Annotated in this window: 11 protein-coding genes; 6 read left to right on the top strand and 5 right to left on the bottom strand. The window is 58.6% G+C overall.

Annotated elements, in window-relative coordinates; genetic code table 11:
• Positions 1-321: 321 nt before the first annotated feature.
• Positions 322-690 (bottom strand): cupin domain-containing protein, encoded by a 369-nt coding sequence (locus tag ABD806_RS17710; RefSeq protein WP_344960155.1) that lies wholly within the window; start codon positions 688-690, stop codon positions 322-324.
• Positions 691-961: 271 nt separating this feature from the next.
• Between ABD806_RS17710 and ABD806_RS17705 the strand changes: the two genes are divergently transcribed.
• From ABD806_RS17705 to ABD806_RS17680, 6 genes are all read left to right on the top strand, one after another.
• Entirely contained in the window at positions 962-1,192 is a 231-nt protein-coding gene (locus tag ABD806_RS17705; RefSeq protein ID WP_344960154.1) for an IS1 family transposase, read from the top strand.
• Between the two features lie 94 nt (positions 1,193-1,286).
• Positions 1,287-2,489, top strand: a complete 1,203-nt coding sequence (gene trpB, locus ABD806_RS17700; RefSeq protein WP_344960153.1) for a tryptophan synthase subunit beta — start codon at positions 1,287-1,289, stop codon at positions 2,487-2,489.
• A gap of 357 nt (positions 2,490-2,846) precedes the next feature.
• Positions 2,847-4,379 (top strand): TerC family protein, encoded by a 1,533-nt coding sequence (locus ABD806_RS17695; RefSeq protein ID WP_344960152.1) that lies wholly within the window; start codon positions 2,847-2,849, stop codon positions 4,377-4,379.
• Between the two features lie 202 nt (positions 4,380-4,581).
• Entirely contained in the window at positions 4,582-4,716 is a 135-nt protein-coding gene (locus ABD806_RS17690) for an entericidin A/B family lipoprotein (RefSeq protein WP_344960151.1), read from the top strand.
• 370 nt (positions 4,717-5,086) lie between these two features.
• Positions 5,087-5,671, top strand: a complete 585-nt coding sequence (locus ABD806_RS17685; protein ID WP_344960149.1) for a DJ-1/PfpI family protein — start codon at positions 5,087-5,089, stop codon at positions 5,669-5,671.
• A gap of 429 nt (positions 5,672-6,100) precedes the next feature.
• The gene (locus ABD806_RS17680) at positions 6,101-6,799 is read left to right on the top strand and encodes a glutathione S-transferase N-terminal domain-containing protein (RefSeq protein ID WP_344960148.1); all 699 of its coding nucleotides are present in this window, start codon (positions 6,101-6,103) and stop codon (positions 6,797-6,799) included.
• A 135-nt stretch (positions 6,800-6,934) separates the two neighbouring features.
• Here ABD806_RS17680 and murQ read toward each other — a convergent pair whose 3' ends face one another.
• Genes murQ through ABD806_RS17660 form a run of 4 tightly spaced genes read right to left on the bottom strand, consistent with a single transcriptional unit; the run spans position 6,935 to position 11,493 of the window.
• Positions 6,935-7,858 carry an N-acetylmuramic acid 6-phosphate etherase gene (gene murQ, locus ABD806_RS17675; protein ID WP_344960147.1) on the bottom strand — a complete coding sequence of 308 codons (924 nt, stop codon included), beginning with the start codon at positions 7,856-7,858 and terminating at the stop codon, positions 6,935-6,937.
• Positions 7,859-7,886: 28 nt separating this feature from the next.
• Complete coding sequence (locus ABD806_RS17670; RefSeq protein ID WP_344960146.1) at positions 7,887-9,023, bottom strand: anhydro-N-acetylmuramic acid kinase; 1,137 nt, start codon at positions 9,021-9,023, stop codon at positions 7,887-7,889.
• Complete coding sequence (locus ABD806_RS17665; protein WP_344960145.1) at positions 9,007-9,891, bottom strand: glucosamine kinase nucleotide-binding domain-containing protein; 885 nt, start codon at positions 9,889-9,891, stop codon at positions 9,007-9,009. The genes ABD806_RS17670 and ABD806_RS17665 overlap by 17 nt, the downstream gene beginning before the upstream one ends.
• Positions 9,892-9,897: 6 nt before the next feature.
• A complete protein-coding gene (locus tag ABD806_RS17660) occupies positions 9,898-11,493 on the bottom strand; it encodes a sodium:solute symporter (protein WP_344960144.1) in 1,596 nt (531 codons plus the stop codon).
• Positions 11,494-11,588: the final 95 nt, after the last annotated feature.

The following is an 11,588-nucleotide window of genomic DNA, read 5'->3' as shown; positions in this document are numbered from 1 at the left end:
CGGTTACCGTCGGGGCAGCTAGAAAACACAGTCGCTTACTAGAAAGCCAAATTGTAACAAGGCGTTCAAATAGACCTAAAACGCTAGGTATTCTTGGTTTAAATTAGCTTATGTGTTTACGGTGTTCAATTTAGGTTAGGGGGAATTCGTTTTTCGCCCCTTACATCTTAATGCAAAGTTATTCGCTTCTGGAGGATTTATGGTCGAACGGTCATTGATGTACGGTATATCAATAAAGTCATGAAGCATGTGGCTAAATACCAATAGGCCATGGGGTAAACCCTGTGGCCTATTGAAAGAAAAAGGCTTTTTCGGTCCAGTTTACAGGCCCTCAAGGTGGGCGGCAGAGACAAAGAGCTTCTTGGCGTATTCGTCGACAACCCAGGTAACGCGAGTGCCTTTTGGTACCACAAAGGAATCTCCCTTATTGTACACATGGGTCACACCCGTATCTTCCTCAATTATTTTGACGCTGCCCTCGACGATATAGCAGAACTCGAGCTTGGGATGGTTATGCTCCCAGCTGCCGGCAGTGCAATCCCAGGTTCCGGCCTTGAAGTTGCCTGAGCTATGATCAAAATAGGTCACGTTGTTGGTAAAGGGCTCTCCGGATTTCGGATTTGCCTTTGGCGCGGATGTACGTGATACGGGCTCGGATTTTTCAAGGGTTACGACTTTTTCGTCAGACATTATTTTTCTCCAAGATGATTATAAGAATAATATTTTATGCCGCGTCCTCACAGTGAACTGATGGCAGTCAGTGGCTGGCATATCGGATTGGGCGTAATCGGTTTACCGCACGCGGACGGTCGATGATGAAGGCTGTGATCCTTTGCTCCTGAGACGGAGGCTTGGACAGGATGAAGTTGTTACCCACGCCCATCGGGAATCCACCCATGACGATAGTGTGTCAAGTGGGGGGGCAAAGCAAGCCCGACGGCGTTGAGGATATGGTTAACCAATGACGAACGGGGCAGTCATCGGCATTGTATCGATCCACGGCGACACCTGGCAGATAAGATATTCGTCTATTAAACGTCGGGATCCCGCGCTGAAAACCCGGATCAAACGGCTTGCTCGTAAAACCATCTGCTATCCCCATTCCGGAGCAATCCATGAAAAAGTCATTGATGCTGTTCTGGAACGAAAGCGCTACAACGCTTTGAATACATTCACCCCCCGTGCTGCCTGATCTTCTCCTTTTCGGGAATTGTGCCGGACGCTTTTAGATGGATAATGGTCTCCGATTTAATATCTATCTACAAACACAGTTGAGGAGGTCACGCATGGGTTATCTGAAGCAGCACCCGGACAAGGACGGTTATTTCGGCGAATTCGGTGGCGCCTTTCTGCCCCCTCAGCTGGAGTCGCAATTTGCCGATATTAACAGGGCCTATCTGACCCTAGGGCGTTCCGCCGATTTTCTCAATGAACTGCGCTATATCCGCAAGCACTACCAGGGCCGCCCGACGCCGGTTTACTACGCCCACAACCTGAGCCGCGAGGCCGGTGCCCATATCTATCTCAAGCGCGAAGATCTCAACCATACCGGCGCCCACAAACTGAACCATTGCATGGCCGAAGCGCTGCTCGCCAAGCACATGGGCAAAACCAAGCTGATCGCCGAAACCGGTGCGGGTCAGCACGGGGTGGCGCTGGCCACCGCGGCGGCCTACTTCGGTATGGCGTGCGAGATCCACATGGGCGAAATCGACATCGCCAAGGAATCGCCCAATGTTACCCGCATGAAGCTGCTCGGCGCCGAGGTGGTGCCGGTGAGCTTCGGCGGGCGCAGCCTCAAGGAAGCGGTCGACTCGGCCTTCGAGTCTTACCTCGGCCAGGCCGATACCGCGTTGTTTGCCATCGGCTCCGTGGTCGGCCCCCATCCCTTCCCGCTGATGGTGCGCGATTTCCAGTCGGTGATCGGCACCGAGGCCAGGGAGCAGTTTATTGAAATGGTGGGCGAGCTGCCGGATCAGGTGGGTGCCTGTGTGGGCGGCGGCTCCAACGCCATGGGTCTGTTCAGTGCCTTCCTCGACGACGAGGGCGTGGGCCTGAACGGGATTGAGCCCCTGGGACGGGGCACCGCGCTGGGCGAGCACTCGGCCACCATGACCTTCGGCAAGCCGGGCATGATCCACGGCTTTAAGTGCCTGTTGCTGTCCGATGACGACGGCAATCCGGCGCCGGTGCACTCCATTGCCTCCGGGCTGGATTATCCGGGGGTGGGGCCCGAGCATTCCTTCCTCAAGACCGAGGGCAAGGTCAGCTACCATGCGATCAGCGATGACGAGACCCTGGCGGCTTTCTACAAGCTGTCGCGCCTGGAAGGCATCATCCCGGCCCTGGAAAGCGCCCACGCGGTGGCCTGGGCCATCAAGCACGGCCAGGCAAATCCGGGCCAGACCATCTTGATCAACCTGTCCGGTCGCGGCGACAAGGACATCGATTACGTCACCGAAACCTTCGGTTTTGAAGCCAAGGCCTGAGTCCAGCGGGGCGGGGGCGGCCGCAGGCCGTTCTCGCCCCGGGCCAGCTCCCGTTCGGTTCGCTGTCACATTATTTTTATTTGCCAAAAGCGGCGTTGTGATTATGATGTGTGCTCATTTTAACCAAGAGGTCCGGCTAAAACCGGTAAACCATATGGACTGTTCGCGAAGTTGCTTGAAACGCATCTTTAGTTCTGCCGCACACCCTGTTTTTTCTGCGCTGTTGTCTTTCCCGCTGTTCCCGACTCCTGCTTTCTCTTCCGGACTTGATTGCTGCCGTTATCCGACCATGCGTGTCGTTCTGGCCTGATCACAGGCTAATCTGTTTTTATCAAAATTGAATGTAAGAGGTAAGTCATGGAATTCCTGATGGATCCATCCATATGGGTCGGGTTGCTGACGCTGGTGATCCTGGAGATCGTGCTGGGTATCGACAACCTGGTGTTTATCGCCATCCTGGTAAAGAAGCTGCCGCCCCATCAGCGGGACAGGGCGCGGATCATCGGCCTGTCGCTGGCGCTGCTGATGCGCCTGGGGCTGCTGGGTGTGGTGTCCTGGCTGGTGACGCTGACCACGCCGTTGTTTTCGGTGGGCGCGCTGTCGTTCTCGGGCCGGGATCTGATCCTGATGGCCGGCGGCCTGTTCCTGCTGTTCAAGGCCACCATGGAGCTGCACGAGCGGTTGGAAGGCAAGACCCACGAGGCCGATGCCAATGTGGCCTATGCCGGCTTCGGGGTGGTGGTCGCGCAGATCCTGGTGCTGGATGCCGTGTTCTCGCTCGACTCCATCATTACCGCCGTGGGCATGGTGGATAACCTGGCGGTGATGATGACGGCGGTGATCGTGGCCATGGTGGTGATGCTGGCGGCGTCCAAGTCGTTGACCGACTTTGTCAACGCGCACCCGACCGTGGTGGTGCTGTGCCTGAGCTTCCTGCTGATGATCGGCTTCAGCCTGGTGGCCGAGGGCTTTGGCTTCCATATTCCCAAAGGTTACCTGTATGCGGCCATCGGTTTCTCGATTCTGATTGAGTCTTTCAACCAGCTGGCCCGGCGCAACTTTATCCGCCAGGAGGCGCATATCCCCCTGCGTGAGCGCACTACCGCCGCCATCTTCAAGCTGATGGGCGCCCGTAATCAGCAGGAAGCCGAGCCCGAGAACCAGCCCCGACAAGACGAGGGTCACGGTTTTGTGGAAGAAGAGCGGCATATGATCAGCGGCGTGCTGTCCCTGGCGGAACGCTCGATCCGCACCATAATGACGCCGCGGGCGGATATCGTCTGGCTGGATGTACAGGACAATGCCGACGAAGTGATGGCACAGCTGCTGGATGTACCCCACAGCCTGTTCCCCATCTGTGACGGCGAGCTGGACAACATGCTGGGGGTGGTGCGCGCCAAGGAACTGGTGGCGGGCCTGAAAGAAGGCAAGACCCTGGCCGAGTTGGCCCGGCACCACGATCCCGTGATTGTGCCCGAGAGTATCAACGTCATCCGATTGATGGATGTGCTGCGCGAAGCGCGCGGCACCATGGTGCTGATCACCGACGAATTCGGCACCATCCAGGGTTTGGTAACGCCCCACGACCTGCTGGAGGCGATAGTGGGTGAGTTTCTCGACGAACACGAGACCCCAGAAGTGCTGCCCCAGGATGATGGCTGGCTGGTCAAGGGCAGCACCGATCTGCACTACCTGGAGCAGGTGCTGGACCGCAAGGGGCTGGTCGATCCGGACGATGAATACGCCACCCTGGCCGGCATGCTGCTGGCATGGAGTGGCCGGCTGCCGGAGAACGGTACCGTGATGGAGCGGGATGATCTGCGCTTTGAAGTGGTGGAAGTGGCCGACTTCCGCATCGCCCAGGTGAAGATCACGCCCATCGTCGCCTGAGCCCAGGCCAGGACATAAAAAATCCGGGCCTACTGACACCTGCTGACAGCGGGTGTGGGTGGGCCCTTTTGGGCATTGAAGGCGCCGATGCGCCATGCAGCGGAGCAGATAAGCAGAACCAGGGCCGGGGTAGAGGGGGCCAGGCCGAAACCAGAGGGAGCTGCTAGACTCCATAAGCATCATCGGCAAGGAGATAATCCCCATGAAAAAACGTACCCCGGCCCTGGTTCTGCTTTCTCTGCTCACCCTGTCGTTGCTTGGTGGCTGCAACACCATGCGTGGCGCCGGGCAGGACATAGAAGCGGGCGGCGAGGCCATCCAGCGTTCCACCTATTGAGCCTCACTGCATTTCCAGGCCGGAGCGGGAGTTTCCCTCCGGCCTTGTTATGCCCGGCCATTAACCGGCTGGGTATCCAAGCGGCAGACTTTTCCCCTATCCCCAAGCTGCACGCAAGTCGGGCTTCACTCCGCATCCGAACACGCACCCTGCCGAACAACGGCACCGGCTGAGTCGCACAGGGCGCCTTAGCCATTGCCTTTTCCAGCCCGGAAGACAAAAATGGTCCCAAACGAGGAAGCAGGGGATACGCTTACCACCGGATGTTTCCTTTTTCCATTCAACACAACAAAAAACATCTTTATCAATGAGTTAAAACAAGCTCTGCGTGTACCTGCCCCGGGCATTATAAATTCAGGAGAGCACTACTTTGAATATAGGGATTTACATATATGAAAATGCCGAGGTCCTGGATTTTTCGGGACCCTTTGAGGTGTTTTCAACGGCCGACAGATTGGCCGCTCAAGAAGGTCTTTTCAACACCTTCCTTATCGCCGAGGAGAAGGCACCGGTGAGGGCTCGGGCCGGCTATAGCGTGAATCCGCACTATGGTTTTCAGGATCATCCGAAAATAGACATCCTCATCGTGGTCGGCGGCGTGCACGGAGAGGAATTAAATAAAGCGGCCGTCATAAACTGGATTTCTCATGTGGCGAAAGGCGCACAGCTCGTCGCGTCGGTTTGCACAGGTGCTTTTTTGCTCGCCGAAGCAGGGCTGTTGGCTGGCCTGAGGGTGACGACGCACTGGGAGGATATCGCCGATCTGAAACGGTCATATCCGGATCTGACCGTGCTCAGTTCCCAGAGATGGGTTGACGAGGGCAGCTTTGTCACATCAGGAGGGATCTCCGCAGGCATAGATATGAGCCTGCATTTGGTCTCCAGGCTGGCCGGCCAAGCGCTTGCCGAAAAGACGGCCGTGCAGATGGAATTCGAGTGGCGAAAAAACCCGTAACGGGTCAAGCAACTGCCTAACCTCTTTTGCGAGCCGCCGACGGCCCGTTCGTGGTCTATTGCGCCGGGACCATTGCGATCCCCGTGTTCGCCCGATACAGGCTCAAACCGGCTACCCGCTCGAGGGGACTCGAATCAATAGGCCACGGCTTATGGGATCCGGGTTAGCCACAACTTCAACTTCAGCCACAGGATCAAGATGCGCTGATGCCCGCAGAGGCACTGGTTTTTTGGCATGCCGCCCGGCCATGCCCCACTCGTGGCAATAGGCACTCGCTCACCGGCGGGTATGATGGTGTATTACACCCGACTTAGCCGTATAGTGAAAAGTCAGGTCGCGGCGCTGGGCAAACCCTTGCTGGATCCACTTCAGGATTTTGCTGCGCCCGGCTGCTTACCGGAACATGACATTACCCATAAGGATCCCCGGATGACAGCTCTCTCCGCCTTCCCCATCGTCCGCAAGTGGCCGGCGCGCCATCCCGAGCGCCTGCAGCTATACTCCCTGCCCACGCCCAACGGGGTGAAGGTGTCGATCATGCTGGAAGAAACAGGCTTGCCTTACGAAGCGCATCGCGTCAATTTCGACAGCGACGACCAGCTGTCGCCGGAGTTCCTTTCGTTAAACCCCAACAACAAGATCCCGGCCATCATCGATCCCCATGGTCCCGGGGGCAAACCGCTGCCCCTGTTCGAATCGGGGGCGATATTGATCTACCTCGCCGACAAGAGCGGGCGGCTCCTGCCCGGGGATGAACATGAACGCTATCAGGCGATACAGTGGCTGATGTTCCAGATGGGCGGCATTGGCCCCATGTTTGGCCAGGTCGGTTTTTTCAACAAGTTTGCCGGCAAGGATTTTGAAGACAAGCGCCCCCGGGATCGTTACGTGGCGGAAGCGCGCCGCCTGCTCGGGGTATTGAACCGGCGCCTGGCGGATAACGCCTGGTTGCTGGGCGATGACTACTCGATCGTGGATATCGCCACCTTTCCCTGGATACGCAACCTGACAGGCTTCTACGAAGCGGGTGAGCTGGTGGGCATGGGCGATTTTGCCCATGTCACCCGTGCCTTGGATGCGTTCTTGCAGCGGCCGGCGGTGCAGCGGGGCCTGACCATCCCGGCCTAGATATAACGGAGCCTGGTTGCATGGGCCCTTATCGGCAACCCCGGGAGCGGCCATCATCACCGGGTCGCGCCCCACAGCGCACCAGCTGTTAATAGCCCCCGGTCGGTGAGCGGGGTGGGTCGGCTTAGCCGTTAGTCAGCCGCCAGCGGCGTCGATGGCGTGGCGCAACATGCCCCGGTTTTGCGCCAGCAGCGCGGCGGCGGCGTCCGCGGGCAGGGCCGTCATCACTATCATAATGGCCAGCTTCACTTCCTGGCCGGCTTTCAGCAAGGCGTCTTCCGCCTGCTCGCGGCTGCAATCGGTGGCCTGCATCACGATGCGGATGGAACGGGCAATTAGCTTTTCGTTGCTGGCTCGCAGGTCCACCATCAAGTTCTGGTAGCTCTTCCCGAGGCGGATCATGCTGGCGGTGGTGAGCATATTGAGCACCATTTTCTGCGCCGTGCCCGATTTCATCCGGGTCGAGCCGGTCAAGGCCTCCGGACCGACCACGGGAGAGATAGCGATATCGGCGATGGCGGCGATGGCGGAGGCGGGATTGCATGAGACCGCCACAGTGGTGCAGCCGAGGTCGTTGGCGTAGTTTAACCCGCCGATGACATAGGGCGTGCGGCCACTGGCGGCAATGCCGACCACCACATCATCGGCCCGCAGCTTGATCGCCTTCAGGTCGTCTTCCCCTGCCTGAAGGTTATCTTCAGCCCCTTCCTGGGCCCGGAAAATGGCCTCCTGGCCGCCGGCGATCAGGGCGACCACCTGCTCCTCGCCGACCCCGAAGGTGGGCGGACATTCGGAGGCATCGAGCACTCCCAAGCGTCCGCTGGTGCCGGCTCCCATGTAGATCAGGCGGGCGCCCTTGCGGAATGCCGCGGTGATCCGTTCGACGGCCTGCGCTACCTGGGGCAGGGTGGTTTCCACCGCGTCCGCCACCCCTTTATCTTGCTGATTGATTTTCCGCACGATATCGAGTGATGACAGGGTGTCGATATCCAGGGTGTCGGGGTTACGCCCCTCAGAAATAAGCTGGGCTAAATCGGAGATTAAATCGTTATTGGCCATGATGATCCTTTATATTCCGCAACAGTGGTTATTCCGCGGGGTAAATCGCCCCCAGGCTGGTCTGCCGCGAGGCGCCTGTGACTTCGGGCAGGTTGCCGGGCTGCCGGTGTATCGTTTGCCGAGCCAGCCAGGCAAACGCCATGGCCTCCATATAGTCGGGATCCACACCGCGCCGCGCCGTGCTGGCGACGGACCAGGCGGGCAGCAACCGGGCCAAGTCCGCCATCAGCAGCGGATTGTGGACGCCGCCGCCACACACCAGCAGTTCGCCGGCGGTAAACTTGTCGACTTCCATGGCAATGGAGCGGGCCGTCAGGGCGGCCAGGGTCGCCTGCACATCCGCGGCTGATACCCTGAACCCGGCTAATTGTTCGTCCAGCCAGGGCAGGTTGAACAGCTCGCGGCCGGTGCTCTTGGGGGCGGGCCTGGCAAAGTAGGGATCGGCCAGCATGGCGGTCAGCAACGCCTCATTAACCGTGCCTGAGCCGGCCCAGGCCGCGTCTTTATCATAACTCTGCTGGTGATGGCGCAGTATCCAGCCGTCCATCAGCATATTGCCGGGGCCGGTATCATAGCCTAACACGGGGCGACCCGGCGCCAGCACCGAGATATTGGCGATACCCCCAATATTGAGCACTATAGTGGTGCGCTCCCCACCACCGAACAGATGCTGGTGGAAGGCGGGCACCAGCGGGGCTCCCTGGCCGCCATGGGCCATGTCCTTACGGCGAAAATCGGCCACGGTGGTGACCCCGGTCCTGGCCGCTATGATGTTCGCGTCGCCGATTTGCATGGTGAACGGATAGCGGTGCCCGGGGGCATGAAAGACGGTCTGCCCATGGCAGCCGATGGCCACCACCTCTGCCGCCTGTACCCCGGCCTTATGCATCAGCTGGATCACCGCATCGGCGAACAGATGGCCCAGGCGGTGGTCCAGTTCACCGATCATGGCCAGGGTGGTAGGCTGTCCCAGGCAGATTTCCAGCAGCGCCGCTTTCAGCGCCTCGGCCATGGGGTAGCAATCCTGTGCCAGCAGGGTGACGCCTGATTCGTTGACGTCGACCAGCACGGTATCGACGCCGTCCATGCTGGTGCCGGACATCACGCCAATATAGCGGCCTTGGGTCCGGGGATGGAGTAATTCCTTGCTATTGCCTTCGGCCATGGGGACCTCGCTCCAGTTCTTTTTTCGCCAGTAAGACGCCGCCGCTGAGCGCGGAGCCTTGCGTCGGGATGATCCGCTGGCGATGCTGTTGAGACAAATACGGATAGATAACCTGCGCCATGCCGCCGAGCAGCACTATGGGCAGGATGTTGTCCCTGCCCATTTTGTCGATCAAGGCGTCCACGGCCTGCGCCGCTTTCAGCATTAACTCATGGGCCAGGGTACAGCGCTCGCTGTGTTGCGCGACTATATGGCTTAGCGCCGCATAGTCTTTCGCCTTGGCTTGCCGCACCCAGGCCAGGATATCGCAACGGGTGGTGCCAATCTTGTCCTGCAATGCCAGGAGACAGGGGGACTGCGCTATGTCGCCGGCATCATAGGCGTCGATGAGTGCCTGTACGGCACTGAACCCCAGTTGCGCACCGCCGCCATGATCGGCGATGGGAAAACCCCAGCCACCGAGCTGGCGAGTATCGCCCGTTGCGGTGAGCTGCATCGCCACCGAGCCCGTCCCTAAGGTGATCACATTGACCGGACGACCCAGGTTGGCCCCGTACAGTGCGAGCTGGGCATCTGTGGTGATCAGCAGATGTGGGTAGGCGTTTAACCCTGCTGCCAATGCCTGCCTCTGCACCGGGTTACCGGCACCGGCAACACCGACGACTATGCTGCAGTCCGGCGCCTCGGTACGGGTTTGCAACAACAGTTGTTCGATAACAGCCGCGATCGTGGCACACCCGCCCTCAAGCTCCTGGGTCAGCGACGATGGGCCGGCCATCACGCTGGCCAGCTCATCACCCCGGACATCATACAGGGAGGCTGCGGTTTTGGTACCGCCGCCATCCACTACCAATATATGACCGATCATCCTGTGTTACACCGCTTGGGTTGAAGGCTGCGCATTTTCCTCCGGCCGACCGGCAGCGCAGATGGAGAACGAGACCAGGGTACCGATGCAAAGCTGCCAGGGGAAGGCAAGCTGTGCCCCTTGCCATGACGGGTTCAGCGAGCCCATCACCGTATCCCAGACATAGGGCTGCAGCAGCAAGGTGATCAAAAAACCGGCGATCAAGGCATGAATCACGGAAGCCGAGTTACCACGGCTGGTAAACAGGGCGGTAAAGTAGACGCCCAGCAGGCCGGTGTAGGCGAACACCATGACGCTCAAGGCGAAAGACAACAGCGGAGTGTCGCTATATTGCTGCCAGTAGAAGCATAGGGCGCCCATGGCTCCCAGCGCCAAGGCGGCAAGCGCCATGCCCAAACGGCCGGCCGAAACGAAATGCTGTTCATCCTTCACTATCTTGCGTGATGTGAGCCAGGGACGGTACAGATCCTGTACCGCTACCGACGACATGGAGTTGAGCCCGGAGTTCAGGGTCGACAGCGTAGCGGCGACCACACCGACAGTGACCAGGCCACGCAGGCCGGCCGGCATCTCGTTGAGGACATAGGTCATGAAGATGGTCAGGTTCTCGCCATTGAAGCTTTGTACCACTTCTTTGCCATCGGCCAGCCCCATCAGGTCCGGGCGCTGGTAAAAGATGTAGAGCAACAGCCCGATCGCCATAAACAACAGCACCACGGGGATGGAGATGACGATGGATGAAATCATCGCCTTGGCGCCCTCTTTTTCATCCTTGCAGGTGAGCACGCGCTGGGTCATATCCTGATCCATGCCGTAGGCGGCAATATTGAGGAGCAGGAAGCCGGTGATGCATGCCCAGACGCTGAAGGTGCCGGCGGGGGAGAAATCAAGCGAGAAATCGAGCACCGTCAGCTTGGAGGCGTCGCCGTCTAGCGGGTTGTTGAGGGCATCGACTATCTGGCCGATGTCGGCCGGGACTATGGTCAGCAGGTAGATGATCACGGCGATGGCGGCCCCGACGTAAACGATGAGCTGGATCAAGTCGCTCCAGATCACCGCCCGGATCCCACCCATATAGGTATAGGCCAAGCCGACCGTGGTGAGGATGACCAAGGAGGTCATGACGCTGGATGCCGCTATGTTATTAAACAAAATCATGGCAACGGCGAGCGCGGCCATATAAAGCCTCGCGCCCGACGCGAAGATACGTCCCGCGAGGTACATGGAGCCCGCCTGCTTCTTTGCTTTTTCTCCGAAGCGGACCTCCAGCAGCTCGTAAACCGTCGACACCTTGTATTTGTAATAACGGGGCACCAGTATCCAGGCGACAAAGCAGGCCGCAAAAATAGCGCCTATGTTTGTCGCCAGGTAGGTGAGATTGCCGCGATAGCCCTGCTCTGGACCACCCAGAAATGTCGCGGCAGATTGGGAGGTGGCGAGTACCGAAATCGCCACCACCCACATCGGCATCTTGTTGCCGCCGAGGAAGTAGTCTTTGGTACTGGTCACTTTGTTTTTGCTGAAGTGCCAGCCGGTGTAGGCAATGACGGCGAAGTACATTGCGAATACCAGCCAGTCAATCAACGTAAATTGTGTGTTCATCGTCCTTTCCCTACGTTTGATGGTCGGATCTGTCCATTGATGAAGTGCTCATCTTGCTTTGAATATTATATTCCAAGTTATCTTTGCATTGTGAA

The sequence above is a fragment of the Zobellella aerophila genome (genome assembly GCF_039539325.1).
GTDB lineage: Bacteria > Pseudomonadota > Gammaproteobacteria > Enterobacterales > Aeromonadaceae > Oceanimonas > Oceanimonas aerophila.
This window is presented reverse-complemented; position numbering and strand designations above follow the sequence as displayed.

Excerpts from the sequence above, each read along its gene's own strand:
- ABD806_RS17710 (WP_344960155.1), bottom strand. The coding sequence starts at position 690 with ATGTCTGACGAAAAAGTCGTAACCCTTGAAAAATCCGAGCCCGTATCA.
- ABD806_RS17705 (WP_344960154.1), top strand. The coding sequence starts at position 962 with ATGACGAACGGGGCAGTCATCGGCATTGTATCGATCCACGGCGACACC.
- trpB (WP_344960153.1), top strand. The coding sequence starts at position 1,287 with ATGGGTTATCTGAAGCAGCACCCGGACAAGGACGGTTATTTCGGCGAA.
- ABD806_RS17695 (WP_344960152.1), top strand. The coding sequence starts at position 2,847 with ATGGAATTCCTGATGGATCCATCCATATGGGTCGGGTTGCTGACGCTG.
- ABD806_RS17690 (WP_344960151.1), top strand. The coding sequence starts at position 4,582 with ATGAAAAAACGTACCCCGGCCCTGGTTCTGCTTTCTCTGCTCACCCTG.
- ABD806_RS17680 (WP_344960148.1), top strand. The coding sequence starts at position 6,101 with ATGACAGCTCTCTCCGCCTTCCCCATCGTCCGCAAGTGGCCGGCGCGC.
- murQ (WP_344960147.1), bottom strand. The coding sequence starts at position 7,858 with ATGGCCAATAACGATTTAATCTCCGATTTAGCCCAGCTTATTTCTGAG.
- ABD806_RS17670 (WP_344960146.1), bottom strand. The coding sequence starts at position 9,023 with ATGGCCGAAGGCAATAGCAAGGAATTACTCCATCCCCGGACCCAAGGC.
- ABD806_RS17665 (WP_344960145.1), bottom strand. The coding sequence starts at position 9,891 with ATGATCGGTCATATATTGGTAGTGGATGGCGGCGGTACCAAAACCGCA.
- ABD806_RS17660 (WP_344960144.1), bottom strand. The coding sequence starts at position 11,493 with ATGAACACACAATTTACGTTGATTGACTGGCTGGTATTCGCAATGTAC.